Origin of the sequence: Cupriavidus necator A5-1 (assembly GCF_000744095.1) — a bacterium.
Taxonomy (GTDB): Bacteria; Pseudomonadota; Gammaproteobacteria; order Burkholderiales; family Burkholderiaceae; genus Cupriavidus; species Cupriavidus necator_A.
Window position 1 is genome coordinate 85373 of the sequence record NZ_JQLI01000001.1, and the last position, 16488, is coordinate 101860.

Genomic DNA, 16488 nt, shown 5'->3' on the forward strand with positions numbered 1-16488 from the left:
ACCGAGGAAAAGCAAATGGCTGTTCCAGATTGGATTAGCTACGTTGGGTTGGCCGGGGGCATCATAGGCACAGCGACCGGCTGCATGGCGTATTGGCGCACGGGGCAGTTGAAGGCTCTTGATCTCCGTCTTGAACTCTCACGGCAGGATATTGAGGTTCGTCACCTTGTGCTTGGACTGAATGACTTGCTGGCGCAAGCGAGACGATCTCGCGAGGCGGTCGCTGCGGCCACCGGCAGAGTTGGATCAGGCTGGCTTCAAGGATGGATGACACAACTGCAAGCAGATGAGAATGAAGTTTTCGGCTTGTTAGGCGCATTGCCGCCAGAGAACGCGAGCTACCGCACCGCGCCGCATTCCGACCTGGAATCGGCTCTTTCGGCGAGGCATGCGACTCGGGTAAAGGCTGATAGCCTGCGAAACAAATATGTCGCATCCCTCGCGGAAGATGATCGGCTGCGTAGCGAGATCAGGGCTGCTCACGTTCCGCCAGACAACAGATAGGGAAAGCGCCCCGTGCGCCCGAGGCTGGCCGGTAGCCAGCGACTAACAAAAGTTGACAACCGATGGATAACTGGAAACCAATTTTCGACGGTACGATTGACGGCCGGCCGGTCACACTTAAGGAATGGAAAGATGACGAGGGCCGCCAACTGCAGGTGGAAACCAACTATGGCGAGGATCAGATCCTTGGTGACGGTATTCCTGGCGTGATCGGTGTGCCTGTGTCAGCAGACGACAAGATGCTTGTAGATGCATCGACGCCGGATGAACTGGAGCGCAATCTGATCGAGCAAGGCGGTTTCTCGCCAGCGGGCGCGAAGGAAATTGCTCGCCATGCTTGGTTGCCATAACGAACCGAAAAGCAACGGCGCGAATTGCGCCCCGAATGTTGGCCGGTAGCTAACGAAGCGATGAACAAAGCATGACCAAAAGCGAACTGATCGACGCAATTGCGGCCGGTGTAGACGGCCTGACCAAAGCCAAGGCTGAGCAAACGCTGAATGTGACTATCAGCGCCATCATGGAGGCTGTTGGCAAGGGCGACACTCTGAGCCTGATTGGCTTTGGCACGTTTAGCCAGGGGGAACGCAGTGAGCGTGTGGCGCGCAATCCCCGCACCGGCGAGGAAATCAAGGTCGAGGCCGCGAAGACCGTGAAGTTCAAGGCTGGCCAGAAGTTCAAGGATGCAGTCAACCAATGACCCTTCGCAGCTGAACTCGATTCGCTGCGTGCCCAGCTTGGGGACGTAGCGAATCGGCCTGCGTTCGCTGTCGCTGCTCTTACACGTTCACAATCAAAAGCGGAAAAGAACCAGGCGCGAGCGGCGCCCCGCACGCCGGCCGGTAGCCGAGCGGCAAAGGTAGAGAAAAATGTTGCAAATGACGATGATCCCAAAGGCGAAAAGATAGACACAATCGTGGACTACATTGCCGATGCGGAGAGCGAGGCCCGGTCTTGAACGTGGCCCTAATGGGTGCATTCAAGGGCTTTCCTCTGGCCTGATGACATCCGGACAGCAGTCGAGGAAGCGATGCTGAAGCGCTCGCACAGCGCCAATCCGGATCCTATCGCCTGACGACACCGCGGCGACCATCCCGTTTCCTACCTCCAGCCCATTTGACAATCGAAGTATGTCGGCGGCCAACCGGACGGGGAATTCGCCGGCAACCACGGCTAGCGGATGAATTCCCGCATGGACGTACGAGTTCAAGACACCCCAATTCGGGCCCTTGAAGGATGAGAGCATCTGGTGCGCTGATTGCGCTCCTGGGGCTTGCGTCTTTCCGAGCTGAGCGACCATCTTGGAAAGGGTAGGCACCCCTTCCGCCGCCTCGGCTGCCTCTTCCGATAACGGGGCGGAGATTAGAGCGAGATCGCTGTCCGAAGCCGCGTAGCCCAACCAGGCCGCGCGGGTGAAGGCCTCGTATTGAAGTCGCAGCAGACCTATTGCAGGCGTCAGCAACTGGTGTGCGATGGCCAACCGCACCCCTGTCGCGTGATCCCAAGCGACGGCGCACGCCCGCTGCGCAACCGACCACCGGAAATCGTATGGGCGTGCGCCGTCTATGGCATCCGCCAGGGCGTCATGTAGCTCCTCCGACCTGCCAAGCAATCTCTCTAGGTTCACGTCATTCCTCTCGTTGGCGATCGACCACGCCTATGCACTGAATCATACCGGCATATTTGCGTGGTACCCCCCACTCCTCTGTAGGCTCTCCAAATCGAAACACGCCGCCGCGCCAGCCGCGAGAAGCGACATGGAAGCAGCACGAGCATGCGACTGACACTTAAAGAGCTGAGGCGGCTTTCCCCGCAGACGGCTGATCGCGTCGAGCGAGATATCGAGAAGCGGGCTGGAGATCGCGAGCGGCGGGTGAAGGCCTCAGCCGAGCGCGGCCACAGCGTGGGAGGCGAGGGAAGCTACCTGGAGGCTGCATTCGACCAACAGCTTCGCGCGACGTTTGGCCGGGAGCCGCACCCAGCGTTTCGGTGGCGTACAGAGTTCCGCTTCGCGCTGCCGCGCCTGTACCGATTCGACTTCGCCTGGCCAAACCTCCTGATCGCGGTGGAGCTCGAGGGCGGGATCTGGAATGGCGGCCGGCACACCCAGGCGCGCGGTTTCATTGAGGACGCACGCAAGTACAACCTGGCAGCCGAGATGGGCTGGACCGTGCTGCGGTACCCCGGCACCTTGGTGAACTCCGGCGAGGCAGTCTCCCAGACCGAGCAAATGCTGCGGACCGCACTGCGCAAGCTGCAGGACGATCCCAGACCCTGACCGATCAAACGTGAGCTTAAGTGCAACCAACAAATTCGCATATGACCACCAGCCAAGAGAACCCCTCTTTCAACGAACAGGTAACCCAGCTCATCGAGAGCATGCTGAAAGGCAAGAGGATCTGGAGCGAGAACGGCTGCGCGCTGTCGATGATCTGGATAAAGGCTATGCAGGGCGTGACGCGCGCAAATAGCCCGGTTGACGCGCTGCTCGCGCACGCCAAATCGGAGGCGGCGCTCAACGCCATGGCGCTGGCAGGAGACTTCACCGAGCGGGAAGTCCAGGTCCTGAGCTTCCAGGCAAGTGCCGTTCTGACGCAGGCATTGCGGCGGTTCGGCGATCTGTCTGCGGAAGGGGCAACCTCGATGTTGAGCGTGGAGGTCGACGTCGGCTCAACCAACCACTACTTCGCGGCCGTTGGCGGCTGCGCCGGCGCCACGCTTCATTGACCCACCCGATCAAGACGCACGAGCCGCAAGGCGACCTTTATCCCGGGTGAGGGGCGGAGTAGCCCCAAACCCAGCTTCCCGATAATCTCCCATGATCGCAGCAACGATGCCGAGCACGGCAGGACAACTCACGGCCATTGATCTCTTCGCAGGTGCCGGCGGTTTCACCGAAGGCGCACGCAACGCGGACATCAATGTGATCTGGTGCGGCAACCATAATCCCCAGGCCGTTGAGTTCCACGCGCGGAATCACCCGAATTCCATCCACGTCTGCCAGGACCTGCACCAGGCGAACTGGACCGAGGTTCCTCGCCACGACGTCTTGCTAGCATCGCCTTGCTGCCAAGGCCACTCGCGGGCCCGCGGCAGGGATCGCCCGCATCACGACAGCCAGCGCAGCACTGCGTGGGCGGTGGTTAGCTGCGCTGAGTATCACCGGGAAGAGCTCGTCCTTGCCGAGAACGTCTTGGAGTTTCTGGACTGGACGCTATATCCCGCTTGGGAGGATGCTATGCACCGGCTTGGCTATAGCGTTTCTCCCCACGTCGTTGATTCCGCGGACCACGGCGTACCGCAACATCGCGTACGGCTCTTCCTCGTCTGCACCCGCTCAAGGAGCCCAATTCAGCTGAAGCTGCCGAGGCGCGATCACGTGGGCGTCGGCTCGGTCATTCAGTGGGATGAGCACCCGTGGACGCCAATCCAGACGCCGCGGCGCAGCCCGGCGACACTGCGGCGGATCGCCGCCGGCCGGGCCCGATATGGCCAGCGCTTCGTGGCGCCTTACTACGGCAGCGGCAGCGGGGAGACAGGCCGCAGCCTCGATCGTCCCATTGGGAACACTCACGACCGTGGATCGCTGGGCCGTCATCGACGGGGAGCGGATGCGCATGCTGCAGATCCCGGAGGCGAAGGCAGCCATGGGGCTACGACAGGACTACCAACTCCCGACAACCAAGCGTGACGCCATGCGGATGCTTGGAAACATGGTAAGCCCGGTGGTCGCGACCGACATGCTGCAGGCCGCCCGCGCGCAGGCGTAATGCGCGGAGCCTTACGGGTTACTCGCGTCCCGATTTGCGCAGTTCCCTCCTCGATCGGTAGTTTGGCTTCAACAAGTCCTGCACTGCAAGGAGACCCACATGATGAGTGTGAGCGCTAATCCGCCATCGACAGCAATCGGGCCATGCTATCGCGTGAGCCCGTCCCTTGATCGCTCGCCCGCCGGCCACGATGGCAAAGGCTGGAACCGTCTGGCGATCATTCCTATGGACCCTATTGACCGGTGCCTGCTGCGCCCGAAGTACCGCCAGGCCGCCTTGGACACGCTTCGTGGCATGGGTCACTACGGGGTACCCACGGCCTACTATGCGTGCACTTCCGCGGGGCCGTGCGGGGCGTGCAGCCTGCCACAACAGCCACGCGAGCCTTGGCTGGATTCCTGGGAGGTCGAGGAGACCACGCAGGGCGCGCTGTTCATTCATGAGATCGGCAACCCCGGGGCGCCGGTGCGCACATTCACCGACTGGGCTGCGTTCATGCGGGGCGTAGATGCACCGATGCTGCGCAGGCGCATCGAGAACATCCGTACCACCTGGAGGGCAGTATGAAGCAGCGCCAGCTACGCGCGGTAAAGCGGGGCAGTGCCGGCTCGGCACAGCTCGAAATTGTCCAACTACTTCGTGAGGCGTCCTACCGGCGCCGAATCTCTGAGGTCTGGAGCGACTTTGTCGCGCTCGGCGCCATTACATTCGCGCAGATCGATCGGCGCGGCCACGACGAACGTGAAGCCGAGTACTTGCGGATTGTGAAGCGGTACACAAAGGAGGAGTTCGACGCGCTGGTCTGCGCCTTTGTCCGTCTTCCGTTGGCGTTCGAGGCGAATGTGGGACCGTGTGGCGTGCCAATCCACTTCGCCGACATCCTGGGCGAGATTTACTTGGCTCTCGAGCTTGGGAACAGCGCCATGGGTCAATTCTTCACGCCAGGCGAGGTCAGCAAGCTGGTGGCGGCGATGACCATGGACCGGGAGTCCATGAAGGCGCATATTGCCCGCGACGGCTTCATTTCCGTCCACGAGCCGGCAATGGGTGGCGGGGCGATGCTAATCCAGGCCGCTGCAGTCATGGCCGAAGCGGGGCTCAACTACCAGCGTCATATGGTCGCTGTGGGTGTGGATCTGAGCCTCACCGCCGTGCATATGGCCTACGTCCAGCTGACGCTCCTGCACATTCCCGCAGTGCTGATCTGCGGCAACAGCCTGACCGTGGAACACTCCTCTGTCTGGTACACACCCGCCTATATCCTCGGCGGCTGGGCTTCCCGTTTCCCCGTTTCGCCTGATGAACCAATGCGCGAGGTGGCGCTGCACACCAAACCGGTCCCTGAAAGCAACGCATTAGCCGCCTAAAGAATAATTCGCAGTATAATGTGAATACAAAATAAATAGACAATGCACAGGATGATCAACGACAGCATGAAGGCCGGCCTCGTTGCAGCGGCCATGCTCATGGCACCGTTTGCGGCATGGAGTGCTCAGACGGACTGCCCTGAGAGCTATGCCGCCGGCTTTGCGCCCGAGGTTTGGCACGATAAGCTGTCCAAGGGCACGGTCGAGCTCTGCTCCTCCCAGTTCGGCGTCGTCTATTCCAACCTCACCCGAACCCCGCTGTGGTCCGCCGAGAACCTGAGCCCTGGCCGGTTCTCGCTACCACGCGACTTCCCGCGGTATGACGTCTTCTATGAGGACAAGCGGATCCCGTTTGGCTGGCGCTCCACACTGGATGACTATCGAGGAAGCGGCCTGGACCGTGGCCACATGACGCCGTCGGCCGACGCCAGCAATCCACATTCGGACCATGAGACGTTCGCGCTGACCAATATTGTGCCGCAGAGTGCTGACGGCAACCGGAATGCTTGGGCAGCGATCGAGAAAGCCGTGCGATCCCTTGCCCGGCACCGCCAGGTCTTCGTGATCACCGGCCCCCTCTTCATTCCGGAAGAGGGCAAGGCCATCCGGTGGCTCAACCGTCGCGTCGCTGTTCCGTCCCACCTCTACAAGATTGTCTACGACCCCGCGAACAACTCCGGCGGCGCATACCTCCTCGAGAACCAGGACTACAGGCGGCCGCGTGAGGTGCCAATCCAGGAGATTGAGCAGCTCGCCAGAATTCGCTTCTTCCCTGATACAGCTGCCATCCGCCCGATGAAGCTGCCCCGACCGCGATGGGATTGAAACCCGTCGCCGAGGCCACGCCGTTGGCACCTGCCTATACCGTTCTGCGCATCACGAAGCTAAAGACGTGGGATGCGGTGACCGCCGCCGGTCAATGCGACGGCGCGCAGTTGCTTCTCGGCGCTGGCGGCCCCGGTTTGCTCGCTGCTGTCCGTTCCCTGATCGGTAAACAAACGGTCCGCACAAACGCCGTGCTTGCCGTCCAAGTGCTGATGTCGGTGACGCGTCGGCCCCAACCGGCGGGCGAGCCGGCAACCGGCGGTGAGTGGCGCGGCGACCGCCTGCAGGCGTGGACCGAAGCGAGCATTAGTTGGCTGCGGGGCAAGTACGGCGATCGGCTGGCCTTGGCCACGCTAGACGCCGGCGGGCCGGCTCCCGTCATCCTTTCAATCCTGGTGCCGCTCGACGAGCGGGGGAAGCTCAACGCCCGGGCTCTCTTTGGAGGGACACGTCTGCGGCTGGCCCAGCTGCAGAGCGAGTACGCGGCGAGCGTCGAGGCGCTTGGGATCAAGCGGGGAGGGGAGGCAACTCGTGCTGCGGAGGCGGCCACTGAAGAGGTTGCTGCGCTCAAGCTGCAACTCCTGGCGGTATTGGGAGAGAAAGCTGAGCTGCAAGGGCGCCTGGCCCAGCTTGAAGGGGAGCAGAAGCCAGTGGCATCAGTACCGCCCACGGAGGAAGCCTTTCGCGCCGAGCTTGAAAGGCGTGGGCAGGTGAGGCTGGTTCCGTAGTCGTGGGGATTCCAATAGATGCAACTAACCGCCGAGAGACCAGTCAAACCCCCAACGCTAAGCATCCACATCAGGGGCACGGCAGCTGGCATGAGAGCTCTCTTGAGAGAGCCTTCATCCGAGGGTGCCATGCGCAGGATTAGCTTCTGGGGCCAACGAAAACAATGCTGTATACCCACAAAAGAAGCTCGGACATGCGTAGGGTAGGTGAATCGGCTGCGGGGTGCCGAGTCCCTTCCCGGCCTTGCGCTCGCTCTCCATCAGGAACGTGGTTGGCGCGTTCTCGCCGTCGGCCAGTTTCTGCTGCACGGCGACGCTTGCCGGGTTATGCATCCCGGGCCGCAACGTGGCCAGGTGCTGGAACACCCGCTCAATGAGCCGAGCGTAGCGGTACCGGTGGTGCTTGTGCAGGTCGGAGTCGTCGAGGAATTCGCCAATATGGTGCGCCTCCCAGGCGGTGATGGAGAGCTTGCGTTCGGCGGTCCAGCGCAGCCACTTGCGCCACATGAAGCCGTAGATTTCCGCGCTACTCTCACTCACGCCGCGCCTGGCCAGCCAGTGATCGAACGCGCGATCAGCATCCTTTTTCCATTCGGCGAACGCGCTGCCGAAGAGGGCTTGCTGTGTGTTGCGGGTCCGACTGCTGGTTTTCATAGGGGATTCTCCGTATATCGAGCTCACTTGAGTGTTGCGATTGCGTTGAGCATACCCGAGCAATGCGCAGAAAAACGCAAAAAACCCTTGAAAATAGGCTTCGTCGTGGCAATATCGCGTGCAGTGTTGCGCGGCAGCCCCTCAGGACCCGCCGGCACATCAACCACCGAGACTACGAACCGATATGGCAACCAAAGCTAAGACGACTGCCAAGGCCGCTGCGAAGCCGGCCGCTAAGGCCCCGACCAGGAAGGCCGCTGTGAAGCCGGCCGCGAAGGCTCCAACGAAGACCGCCGCCGCGGCACCGGTGGCCAAGCCGCTGAAGGATACTTTTAACAAGTCCAGCCTGCTTGCTCACCTGGTCGCGGAAACCCAGCTCGAAGCCAAGACCGTGAAGACCGTGCTGGCCCAGTTGGAAAACACGATCGTGAGCGCGCTGCATAAGAAGGGCGCCGGCGAATTCACGCTGCCGGGCCTGCTGAAGGTGACGGCGGTTCAGGTACCCGCCACCAAGAAGCGCTTCGGCAAGAACCCGTTCACCGGCCAGGACCAATGGTTCGCAGCGAAACCCGCCTCGGTGAAGGTTAAGGTCCGCCCGCTGAAGAAGCTGAAGGACGCCGCGGCCTAATTTCGCGGGGCCATGAAGAAACAAAGGGAGCTGAATGCTCCCTTTGTATATCGCCCACTTCTCAGTTCAATCGTTCTATTTCTGCCAGATGGCGAACTACGCGCATTTCTTCTCTATTACCTTTGTCGTTTTCGGATTGTTGATGCTGACAATGATCAAAGGTTCTGAACCGTGGAGGATCTCTGTTCTAATCGTTGGGGTTCTCCAAATCCTGCTCGCATCACTCGCGTTTGGTGCGCTCACGGATGCAGGTGCGCTGCTTGAGGCGTTGAACCAATTTGGGAAGGTTGATAAGCCGACCTACACTGCAGCGAAAGCCGCAACTGGCGTCTGGCTCTTCATCTTTCCGGCCGTAACTGCCGCGATCGGCACTAACTTGGTCACTTCCTGGTTCTTGGCAAAGAAGCCAGACTAGCACCAGCCGACGGGCGGTCTTTCAGAAGCCGTACGGCATCGCCGCCCAGTCCTTCAAAACCCGGTAGTCCCACTCAGGCATAACGATGCGGCTGGCTTCCGCCGCCTCCAGGATCTGCTCGCCCACCCAGTCGCCGAGCCGGTTGCCATGCAGCATGAAGAAGAACCACGCAAAAGGGTGGCCAGCCTTCACGTCGAACCGCAGCAGCTCATCCCAGAGGCCAAAAACCGTTCTGCTGCGTTTGTCCTCGATCTTGGGCAGCCGCTTGGTCGTCGTCCAGGCCGGAATCACGCTGAGATTCCGCTCGCTGGTCTGCGGATCCGTGTAATCCGAGACCTGGAATACCCAGTGTCTGGATAGCTCCGCGCCGCTACGACCGGCGCTCGAGCGGTCCCAGTCAGCAAAGAAGCGCGCCAGTCGCGGCTTCTTGCGCCGCAGCTCCGGAAACTCCTCGAACATCCTGGAATGTCGAACCTCACCGGTTTCCATGTCCTTGACGCGGAGCACCTTCTGCTCCGCGGCGCGCTTTTGCTCCTCATCGAGCTCCGCCTCGAGACCCAGCACGTCCGCCAGGTTGGCCACGCTCTCCAGCGCATATGCAGGGTCACCGAACTGAGCTGGATCGCTGTAGGGGTAGCCGGAGCAATTATCTAGCCGCCGCAGATCTTCCTCGCTGAGCAATGGCCGGCGGCGCGAGATTTCCTGCAGCGCTGCTTCACCGCCGCGTTCGTACAGCTCCTTGAAGCGGTAGAAGCTGTCGCGCGAGTAGCCCATCACACGGCAGGATTGGCTGACATTGCCCAACTGCCGGGCCAGTTCGAGGATGCCGACTTTGGCGCGGATGACTTTCTGTTCCTGAGTCATGGCGGACTCCTTGTGAATTCCGCTGCACAGTGACGCTTCGGGCTACGCCCTCTGCGCCCTGTGCAGCGGCTCGGAAAACCAACCACTGTCAGGTTAAGTCTAGTCTTTCACACTTCATGACTGTTGCTCTTCTGGTACTGGTATCGGAGAACTCACGAGAAAGCCAGCAATTCTTGAGTGGCTGCACCGTCGACTGGCGTGAAGCCAAGACGAGAGAAGTAGCCGGCGGCAGTTTCAGTTCTGACGACCAGGGATTCGATGCCGACCAAACGTACTTCGGCTACCAGTGCGGAAACCAGCGGGGCGGCCAGACCGGCACGTCTTGCGCGTTCCGCCACGGCAAGCCCTTGTAACAGGGCAACGTTGCCGCCGAGTATCTTCGATACCGGCGCACCCAAGGATGGCGGTTCTGTCCCGGCTGACATGAAACTGCACCGCTTCGCCATGTATTCCGCCAACGGGCAGTGAACACGACCGAAGCAATGCTTCGACGTCACGAAGGTCTGCCTTGCTCGCCCGACGCGGCCTCATAGTGTTACCTGCAAATCCAATGAGTGATGGCGAACGCCTCGGCGTCCCCGTCCGTTACCCACCAGCATGGCGCTCGCCCATTTTAGTTGTCGTAGTCACCATGCCAGCGTCGCCACTCGCCTCGACGCTCGCGCCATTCGCGTTCGCGCCAGCGTTGCTCCTGCCACGCACGCTCCCGCCACGCACGGTGCCGCCAGTCATCGTAGTAATAGCCCGGAGCAACGACCACAGGCGGAGGTTGGACGAATACCGGGGCGGGCTCGTAGTAGGGCTGCGGCGGGACGACAACCGCTGGCCTGGGAATCCCGATACCGATATCCACGTCCACGCGTGCCTCAGCTGCGTGGGGAGTGAGCCCGATAACCCCGGTCAGAAGCATAAGTGCTGAAACGTTTCGCATGACTTGCTCCTTCTATTTCTATGGGCAGTCTAGGCCGCCGCAGTTCGATGGGGCATTAGTCAAATCGCACGACTGTTACTTTCTGTAATGCGATGCAGGGCGCTGGGTTTCCCAGCGGGCATGAACGCACGCGGACAGCGTCCGCGCGGAGGATAACTTCCAGAAGGACGAGGAAGCCGGCTGAGGGTAGAGTCGGGTTCGGTAACCTCGCGATTGTTTGCCAGTTGCAGAACTTACGGATTGTCACGACTTGTCGGTCAACTCGGACGACGACCGTACCGTTTTTCCCGGTAAGCAAGGCGCATTGCTGAGCTGCTAAATATCTCTCAGGAGTTCACATCATGAAGAAGCTGTTCGCTGCTCTCGCCTCCGCCGCCCTCGTCGGTACCGTTTTCGCGCAGACTGGTGTGCCAGCTTCCGCGACCCAGCCGCAGGGCGAGGCGGCGAAAGACCAGGTAAAGGTCGTCAAGGAGAAGAGCACCACGCAGGCAAAAGCCGACAAGAACAAGAAGAGTGCCGGCGCGCAGGGCGATGAAGTAAAGGCCCAAGCTAGCGCCAACAAGGAGAAGGCTGACGTAAAGGCTGATGCCAATAAGTCCGCCGCCAAGGGCACCCACCACAAGACGAGCAAGACGAAGGCCACCCATACGGAGGCTGGTATGGCGAAGGTTGAAGCAAAGAATGATTCCAACAAGGCGAAGGCCAAGGCGGATGTGGCGAAGCCCGAGGCGCAGCCCGAAGCCGCGAAGGCCGCAGCCAGCGTGGACAAGACGAAGAAGCAGTAAGCTGCTCCCATCGAGCGAACCGAGGGACCGTTGCCAGGGCGAAGGCCATTGCAACGGCGCTTGAGTGCTGGAGCTTTGCGGAGAGCGCAGGTTAGCTGGAAGGCCAGCCTGGCCTCTCCGCACTTGTCACGTTTGGGGAATCGTCATGAAGCCCATTCTCGCATTGCTGATTGCCGCCTCTACGCTGCTCGGCGGTTGCGTCGTGGTCCCATACGATAGCGGTTACTATTATGGTCCGTACGGGTACTGGGGCTACGGATACCACGGACACCATCGACACCACGGAGATAACTACTAAGGCAGAGAGACCGGCAACAATGCCGCGACAAGCGGGGCGCTGGCTTCCAACTGCACGGCTCCAAGCACCTTCTCATGTGTGCAAGCAAAAACCATTTTCAGGCGCCTGGGTTCTTCGAGGCGAAATCGCGCCGGACGCTCGCTTGGGCGTTGACGAAGCGGCCTGCATGTCGGCATGAGTGATGGAAGGCATGCGTCAGTCCCTGCCGCAAGGTGACGGCAAAGCGCTCGTCTCGAAGTGGCTCATGCAGGGTGTACCCATTGGTCAGCGTAAAAGTATCCCCAAACGCCGGCACCGTCAGCGGTTCGGCCAGGCAACATGGTGTCCCTTATCGCCCGGTACCAGATGGTCATGCGTACCGGCAATGAACGCAAAGACGCCGGCGCTTGCTGTCATTCGCCTCGAACCGTTACCGCTTCAAAAAGTGCTTCGAAAGCGTGCATTCATCCCGTGCAAAGCCTGCGGGTTTACGAGCTTCAGCAGAGGCGTTGGTGTTGTTCATAGGCAGACATAGGATGTTGATGATGTAACGGTCATTAAGATGCCGGCGAGTAGAGTATGCAGCGTAGCAGTGCCGGCTTCGGCGCCGCCAAAGTAACGGCTTAGACGTGCCGGCGCCGTGAGACGCTATACGTGACTTCGTGGCTCCGGCTCAACAAGGGTTCATGATGCCCAAGTTCGCTGACTTAGTAAGCCTGCTAAGATTTTCTGTTGTCTTGCTGGTGGTCTTGGGGCTTGCGCTAGTCGCAATGCTCGTACTTACTCAGATGCCTGGCCACTCACACATCGGTCCACTGCCGACAATGTCGATGGATGAACTGGCTCTCTCGGCACGACTTCGTGAACATGTCAGGAACCTAGCCAAGGCTGAGCACAATGTCCAGAAGTACGCGGAACTGGAAGCCGCTGCGAAGTACATTGAGGGCACCCTGGCGGCTGAAGACTACTTCGTCAGTCGACAGGAGTATGACGCGCTGGGAAAGAAGGTTCGCAACCTGATTATTACGGTTCCGAGCAAGACTCAGGCCGGTAAGCGCGTAATGGTAGTTGGAGCACACTATGACTCGGCGATAGGTTCGCCTGGCGCTAACGATAACGCGACAGGTGTGGCAAGCGTTCTTGAGCTAGCCAAGCGTTTGAAAGACGCTGGGGCAACGGCTCAGTCCGACATTGTGTTCGCACTGTATACAAACGAAGAGGAGCCGTTCTTTGGGACGAACCTCATGGGTAGCAGCGTGCATGCTCGGTCGCTCAAGGAAAAGGGTACAAATGTGATAGCGATGTTCTCACTCGAGACCATGGGGTACTACTCCGACGTCAAGGGCTCGCAGAAATATCCCGGCCCGCTGAAAGCGTTCTATCCGGAACAGGGGAATTTTATCGGCTTTGTGGGCAACGTCGGGTCTCTGGGTCTAGTGCGCAAAGTTACGGCCTCTTTCCGGCAGCATGCTGCCTTCCCGGCGGAAGGGATTGCTGGCCCACGGGCGATTCCCGGCATCGATTGGTCAGACCATGCACCGTTCATGGACCAAGGCTACCCATCGTTGATGGTGACCGATACCGCCCCATATCGGTACCCGTACTATCACAGTGCGCAAGACACCGTCGACAAAATTGACTTCGAGAAGCTGGCGCGCGTGGTTGTCGGTCTTGAGGCGGTTGTGCGAGACCTTGCCAACAATCCCTAGGGGCTAATGGTCCCAAGGCTTGGTTGGCGCCCACCGTCAGCTTACGGCTGCCGCGCAAGCGCCGTAAGACACTTGGTCGCCGGCTGGGTTGCAGACAACCTGGACAATGACACCCGATTTCCGAGGGGCGAGGATTGTAGGGATGCATCATATAGCGGGCGAGGTGGGTTGCTCAGACACCCCCCGCCATCGAGATTTTAGAATGCCGTAACCCTTTCACGCGCAGCTTGGCCAGGCCACTACACCAAGCAAATGATCCGGCTGCGCCATGCCAGCCAGATCAACGGCAGCGAGGCCAACGAAATCATCTTCTTGAACTCGCACGACGGCACGAGCAGCTACCAGATGCTCGCCGGCATGTTTCGCTTCGTATGCCAGAACGGCCTTGTCTGCGGCGACGCTGTCGCGGGCGTGCGCGTACCAACGGTTGACTCTCTGATGATTCGAAGCCGCCGGCAACCGCCGGCGGTTTTGCAGCGCTAACCTGCGTTCATGTCACCGAGTTTCTTGGCGGACGCCTGAAGGCCTTCCAAGATGCTGTCCGAGACATGGGCAGGGAAATTTGGTGACAGTCGATTGGCCACGTTCGAAACGGCCGTTGGGACCTTGGCAATCAACTCCTCCATGATTGGTTCCGCAGTTGCGCCTGCATAGCACTTAGGTGCCATGGCATTGAACTGGCGGCGCCGAATATCCTTCAACAGATAGTGGCAGTTCCTGCCTGCAACTGCCATGGCGAGCTTAGCCTTGTGGTACGAGACGTGGTTGGGCCCATGCCCGATAATCGGCCAAGCGGAAAGAATGTCATAGAGTGGTGTGAGGTTGTAACGTCCCCCTGACAACATATGGATGCTGAAGTTCTTGGCGTGTCCGTCTGTAGCTGCCAGCATCCAGAACAGGACTTGTGTTGCCAAGAATGTTTTCAGGTCCTGCTCCGGAGTTTGTGACTGCCGGAGGACTGCCGCAATGTCGACCATCCCAGGTCCGCCTTCTGCTTCGTACTTCAGATGGGGAGGCACGCCAAGGACCTGGCAGAAATCCTCTTGCGGCAAACGCATTATCCATTTGCCGCTGTGATGAAGCTGTCGGTCGAATCGCGTGACGACGAGCACCTTCTGCTTGCCGAAGGTCAATATCTCACAGTCGGCCACCGGCAGTCCGAACTCCTTGAAGAGCTGCATGCAAAGCCATTCGTTCTCTACCGAGGTCGACAAGTCAGCTTTCCGGTTGCCCACCAACCCGAGCGGTAGCTTCAAGATATGTGTGGTCGGCGTTGCCCCATGCGGAAGCAGCCATTTCCCTTCGTGATGGAGCAGGGCGGTCTTTTCTTGGGCGCCTGCAATGGAGACGCGGAGATCTTCATCTTCCATCATTGTTCCAGGCCCCGTTGTGGTAACCGTGTTCTCGAGGAGCTTCTCAATGTCGGCGTCAGATAGCGGGGTGCCTTCAATACGGTCGACGTTCTGGGGGGCTTCGTCTTCCTTGAGAAGCTGGACGGCGCCAACGCAGTCTCGTCCTATTGCTTCCAACAGGTCGAAGGGGTCGATGGAAGCGGTCTGATATTTGGTAGCGAGCCGCCGGCGGATGTTGTCGTTATCCGGCAGAAGGTTGTCGAAGTAGTTGCGGACCCGGTCACCCTTCAAAGGAGAGGTGTCGATGCCGAACGGCAGTGAAAGGGACAAGGGGCGTCCTGCGGCAGAAGCCATCCAGTCTTTGTCATACTGGAGCTCCATAGGCCGATGCGGCGGGATGCGCCAGGTGCCAACACGTTGGCCATTGGCCCAGACTGACAACGCCCGAGTGTGTGACTTTCTTCCCATTGATTACCACTCCGTTTCTTGCGATGTGGGGGCGTGGTTTTTCGACTGGAGAACGAGCTCTAAACCATAAAGGCTGACCAAGGCCAGTAACTGTTCCGCAGAGATGGCTTTGGGCTCAATCTCCAAGGCAGACAGCCGGCTTTGGCTTAGTCCAAGCCTGGTAGCGGCTTGGCCTTGCGTGAGCCGTTTGGCTCGGCGAGCCGACCGCAATATTTCGCCTAGCTGAGATGGCGTTGAGAGCACTTGTTTCACGTTGAATACCTGCTATGCGCGTAAATATATTTTACCTGCATTGCTCGTAAAAGTAAATTAGCTGCAATACGGGTAGATACGAGTTGCTACTATAACGAGTGAGGCTGAAATAACTGTTATGCAAATATATATGTATAGCAGGTATTTCAAGGTCCGCGTCGTTGAAGGGTGCATTGGAGTGCATCTGGCCAAGAAAAAAGGCCTCTTACGACGCTCTTGAATGAGCTGTCAGGGGCGCAAGCGTCGCGCCAGGACCACTTTTTTGGCTTGGGAGGGTTCAGGCAACGCGGCGGGAGAATCCGGGCGTGGAGTGCCTCGAAATCCACGTCACACATTTGGAGGCCCGTAGCGGCCCGAACTTGGCCATTTGAAGTTGTTCGAGCATCGTCGGGCCGCTCAAACAGTTGATTCTTCGCGACCTGTACTTCCGGCCCACGCGATCCCTATCGGAGTATGCGCAACTGGCTCAGCTCAACAGTTCGATCGACTGACCAAACCGGCAAGCCCACAGCCAGATACAAGCCGCGGCGGCGCCCTATGTCTTCTTTTTTTCGTCTTGCCAAGCTCTAGTCACCGGGCTGACTGGAACGAACCGCCGCACCCGACTGCTCGGACGCAGATCGGTGTCAATCCAACCGTCCATGTCGGCCGATAGACGACCCCCGGAACCGGCATTCGTGCGCCTTTCGGCGGACGACGACTGTGTGCGTGCTACCCGTAGACCGTGCGCACGATCCGCAGCAGCGCATGCGCCCGGCGCTCAGTGGCCAAGATCGACCTCTCCAGTCACGCCAACGGTAAGAGCGCAGCAGGCATGAACCGCTGTAACCGGTATGCCGTCGCCACTATCCTGTCACTCCTGCGTCCTGCGGATCCCGACCGTTGGTAGTTTCAGTCTTCTTTAAATGAAGCCATTCAAGTGAATGACCTTGGCCTCCTCGGGCTACTGACGCTTGATC

General features: G+C 59.7%; 21 protein-coding genes and 2 pseudogenes. 16 read left to right on the forward strand and 7 right to left on the reverse strand.

The window, feature by feature from the left end:
- Nucleotides 1-15 precede the first annotated feature (15 nt).
- The 3 genes from K307_RS47190 (at nucleotide 16) to K307_RS00445 (ending at nucleotide 1204) form a co-directional block, all read left to right on the forward strand.
- Nucleotides 16-504, forward strand: coding sequence for a hypothetical protein (locus K307_RS47190; RefSeq protein WP_155301010.1), 489 nt, complete (start codon nucleotides 16-18; stop codon nucleotides 502-504).
- A gap of 62 nt (nucleotides 505-566) precedes the next feature.
- Entirely contained in the window at nucleotides 567-854 is a 288-nt protein-coding gene (locus tag K307_RS00440; protein WP_042875639.1) for a hypothetical protein, read from the forward strand.
- Between the two features lie 71 nt (nucleotides 855-925).
- The gene (locus tag K307_RS00445) at nucleotides 926-1204 is read left to right on the forward strand and encodes an HU family DNA-binding protein (RefSeq protein ID WP_042875641.1); all 279 of its coding nucleotides are present in this window, start codon (nucleotides 926-928) and stop codon (nucleotides 1202-1204) included.
- A 279-nt stretch (nucleotides 1205-1483) separates the two neighbouring features.
- Here the strand turns inward: K307_RS00445 and K307_RS50760 are convergent, their stop codons facing one another.
- Complete coding sequence (locus tag K307_RS50760) at nucleotides 1484-2131, reverse strand: DUF6988 family protein (RefSeq protein WP_051974530.1); 648 nt, start codon at nucleotides 2129-2131, stop codon at nucleotides 1484-1486.
- A 147-nt stretch (nucleotides 2132-2278) separates the two neighbouring features.
- On the opposite strand from K307_RS50760, the gene K307_RS48405 reads away from it, so the two are divergent.
- The 7 genes from K307_RS48405 to K307_RS00485 all read left to right on the forward strand — a co-directional run bounded on the left by K307_RS48405 (nucleotide 2279) and on the right by K307_RS00485 (nucleotide 7194).
- Complete coding sequence (locus K307_RS48405; protein WP_196251499.1) at nucleotides 2279-2782, forward strand: hypothetical protein; 504 nt, start codon at nucleotides 2279-2281, stop codon at nucleotides 2780-2782.
- A gap of 41 nt (nucleotides 2783-2823) precedes the next feature.
- Nucleotides 2824-3231 (forward strand): hypothetical protein, encoded by a 408-nt coding sequence (locus K307_RS00460; protein WP_042875645.1) that lies wholly within the window; start codon nucleotides 2824-2826, stop codon nucleotides 3229-3231.
- A 91-nt stretch (nucleotides 3232-3322) separates the two neighbouring features.
- Complete coding sequence (locus K307_RS00465; RefSeq protein ID WP_230625379.1) at nucleotides 3323-4195, forward strand: DNA cytosine methyltransferase; 873 nt, start codon at nucleotides 3323-3325, stop codon at nucleotides 4193-4195.
- A gap of 178 nt (nucleotides 4196-4373) precedes the next feature.
- Entirely contained in the window at nucleotides 4374-4841 is a 468-nt protein-coding gene (locus tag K307_RS00470; RefSeq protein ID WP_155301011.1) for a hypothetical protein, read from the forward strand.
- Complete coding sequence (locus tag K307_RS00475) at nucleotides 4838-5641, forward strand: N-6 DNA methylase (protein WP_051974532.1); 804 nt, start codon at nucleotides 4838-4840, stop codon at nucleotides 5639-5641. Before K307_RS00470 ends, K307_RS00475 begins: the two co-directional genes overlap by 4 nt.
- Nucleotides 5642-5692: 51 nt before the next feature.
- On the forward strand, nucleotides 5693-6466 hold the full coding sequence (locus K307_RS00480; protein ID WP_196251500.1) for a DNA/RNA non-specific endonuclease: 774 nt from the start codon (nucleotides 5693-5695) through the stop codon (nucleotides 6464-6466).
- The gene (locus tag K307_RS00485) at nucleotides 6463-7194 is read left to right on the forward strand and encodes a plasmid recombination protein (RefSeq protein WP_155301012.1); all 732 of its coding nucleotides are present in this window, start codon (nucleotides 6463-6465) and stop codon (nucleotides 7192-7194) included. The genes K307_RS00480 and K307_RS00485 overlap by 4 nt, the downstream gene beginning before the upstream one ends.
- A 114-nt stretch (nucleotides 7195-7308) precedes the next feature.
- Here the strand turns inward: K307_RS00485 and K307_RS00490 are convergent, their stop codons facing one another.
- Nucleotides 7309-7848, reverse strand: coding sequence for a hypothetical protein (locus tag K307_RS00490; protein ID WP_051974534.1), 540 nt, complete (start codon nucleotides 7846-7848; stop codon nucleotides 7309-7311).
- Nucleotides 7849-8032: 184 nt separating this feature from the next.
- Between K307_RS00490 and K307_RS00495 the strand changes: the two genes are divergently transcribed.
- Together K307_RS00495 and K307_RS00500 are read left to right on the forward strand one after the other, a co-directional pair.
- Complete coding sequence (locus K307_RS00495) at nucleotides 8033-8476, forward strand: HU family DNA-binding protein (protein ID WP_042875649.1); 444 nt, start codon at nucleotides 8033-8035, stop codon at nucleotides 8474-8476.
- A 34-nt stretch (nucleotides 8477-8510) separates the two neighbouring features.
- Entirely contained in the window at nucleotides 8511-8891 is a 381-nt protein-coding gene (locus K307_RS00500) for a hypothetical protein (RefSeq protein ID WP_042875651.1), read from the forward strand.
- 675 nt (nucleotides 8892-9566) lie between these two features.
- Here K307_RS00500 and K307_RS44955 read toward each other — a convergent pair.
- From K307_RS44955 to K307_RS48410, 3 genes and pseudogenes are all read right to left on the reverse strand, one after another.
- Nucleotides 9567-9755 (reverse strand): annotated as a pseudogene (locus K307_RS44955) (helix-turn-helix domain-containing protein); the annotation flags it as partial.
- A gap of 152 nt (nucleotides 9756-9907) precedes the next feature.
- A complete protein-coding gene (locus K307_RS44960; protein ID WP_230625380.1) occupies nucleotides 9908-10252 on the reverse strand; it encodes a GNAT family N-acetyltransferase in 345 nt (114 codons plus the stop codon).
- Between the two features lie 116 nt (nucleotides 10253-10368).
- Complete coding sequence (locus K307_RS48410; protein WP_080744795.1) at nucleotides 10369-10686, reverse strand: hypothetical protein; 318 nt, start codon at nucleotides 10684-10686, stop codon at nucleotides 10369-10371.
- 341 nt (nucleotides 10687-11027) lie between these two features.
- Between K307_RS48410 and K307_RS00510 the strand changes: the two genes are divergently transcribed.
- The 3 genes and pseudogenes from K307_RS00510 to K307_RS00520 form a co-directional block, all read left to right on the forward strand.
- On the forward strand, nucleotides 11028-11471 hold the full coding sequence (locus K307_RS00510) for a hypothetical protein (protein WP_042875653.1): 444 nt from the start codon (nucleotides 11028-11030) through the stop codon (nucleotides 11469-11471).
- A 963-nt stretch (nucleotides 11472-12434) separates the two neighbouring features.
- Nucleotides 12435-13457 carry a M28 family peptidase gene (locus K307_RS00515; protein ID WP_042875654.1) on the forward strand — a complete coding sequence of 341 codons (1023 nt, stop codon included), beginning with the start codon at nucleotides 12435-12437 and terminating at the stop codon, nucleotides 13455-13457.
- Nucleotides 13458-13697: 240 nt separating this feature from the next.
- Nucleotides 13698-13880, forward strand: a pseudogene (locus tag K307_RS00520) (DUF932 domain-containing protein); the annotation flags it as partial.
- Between the two features lie 56 nt (nucleotides 13881-13936).
- Here K307_RS00520 and K307_RS00525 read toward each other — a convergent pair.
- Complete coding sequence (locus tag K307_RS00525; protein ID WP_042875659.1) at nucleotides 13937-15277, reverse strand: type II toxin-antitoxin system HipA family toxin; 1341 nt, start codon at nucleotides 15275-15277, stop codon at nucleotides 13937-13939.
- A 3-nt stretch (nucleotides 15278-15280) separates the two neighbouring features.
- A complete protein-coding gene (locus K307_RS44970) occupies nucleotides 15281-15529 on the reverse strand; it encodes a helix-turn-helix domain-containing protein (protein ID WP_080744796.1) in 249 nt (82 codons plus the stop codon).
- Nucleotides 15530-15933: 404 nt separating this feature from the next.
- Here K307_RS44970 and K307_RS44975 point away from each other — a divergent pair, with 404 nt between their 5' ends.
- Complete coding sequence (locus K307_RS44975; RefSeq protein ID WP_419187131.1) at nucleotides 15934-16020, forward strand: hypothetical protein; 87 nt, start codon at nucleotides 15934-15936, stop codon at nucleotides 16018-16020.
- Nucleotides 16021-16488: the final 468 nt, after the last annotated feature.

Bases quoted from the DNA above. Each gene is read 5' to 3' on its own strand.
- K307_RS00500 (WP_042875651.1), top strand. From the start codon at position 8,511: ATGCTCCCTTTGTATATCGCCCACTTCTCAGTTCAATCGTTCTATTTC.
- K307_RS00515 (WP_042875654.1), top strand. From the start codon at position 12,435: ATGATGCCCAAGTTCGCTGACTTAGTAAGCCTGCTAAGATTTTCTGTT.
- K307_RS00460 (WP_042875645.1), top strand. From the start codon at position 2,824: ATGACCACCAGCCAAGAGAACCCCTCTTTCAACGAACAGGTAACCCAG.
- K307_RS00525 (WP_042875659.1), bottom strand. From the start codon at position 15,277: ATGGGAAGAAAGTCACACACTCGGGCGTTGTCAGTCTGGGCCAATGGC.
- K307_RS00510 (WP_042875653.1), top strand. From the start codon at position 11,028: ATGAAGAAGCTGTTCGCTGCTCTCGCCTCCGCCGCCCTCGTCGGTACC.
- K307_RS47190 (WP_155301010.1), top strand. From the start codon at position 16: ATGGCTGTTCCAGATTGGATTAGCTACGTTGGGTTGGCCGGGGGCATC.
- K307_RS00445 (WP_042875641.1), top strand. From the start codon at position 926: ATGACCAAAAGCGAACTGATCGACGCAATTGCGGCCGGTGTAGACGGC.
- K307_RS48405 (WP_196251499.1), top strand. From the start codon at position 2,279: ATGCGACTGACACTTAAAGAGCTGAGGCGGCTTTCCCCGCAGACGGCT.
- K307_RS48410 (WP_080744795.1), bottom strand. From the start codon at position 10,686: ATGCGAAACGTTTCAGCACTTATGCTTCTGACCGGGGTTATCGGGCTC.
- K307_RS00470 (WP_155301011.1), top strand. From the start codon at position 4,374: ATGATGAGTGTGAGCGCTAATCCGCCATCGACAGCAATCGGGCCATGC.
- K307_RS00480 (WP_196251500.1), top strand. From the start codon at position 5,693: ATGATCAACGACAGCATGAAGGCCGGCCTCGTTGCAGCGGCCATGCTC.
- K307_RS00495 (WP_042875649.1), top strand. From the start codon at position 8,033: ATGGCAACCAAAGCTAAGACGACTGCCAAGGCCGCTGCGAAGCCGGCC.
- K307_RS00440 (WP_042875639.1), top strand. From the start codon at position 567: ATGGATAACTGGAAACCAATTTTCGACGGTACGATTGACGGCCGGCCG.
- K307_RS00465 (WP_230625379.1), top strand. From the start codon at position 3,323: ATGATCGCAGCAACGATGCCGAGCACGGCAGGACAACTCACGGCCATT.
- K307_RS00475 (WP_051974532.1), top strand. From the start codon at position 4,838: ATGAAGCAGCGCCAGCTACGCGCGGTAAAGCGGGGCAGTGCCGGCTCG.
- K307_RS00490 (WP_051974534.1), bottom strand. From the start codon at position 7,848: ATGAAAACCAGCAGTCGGACCCGCAACACACAGCAAGCCCTCTTCGGC.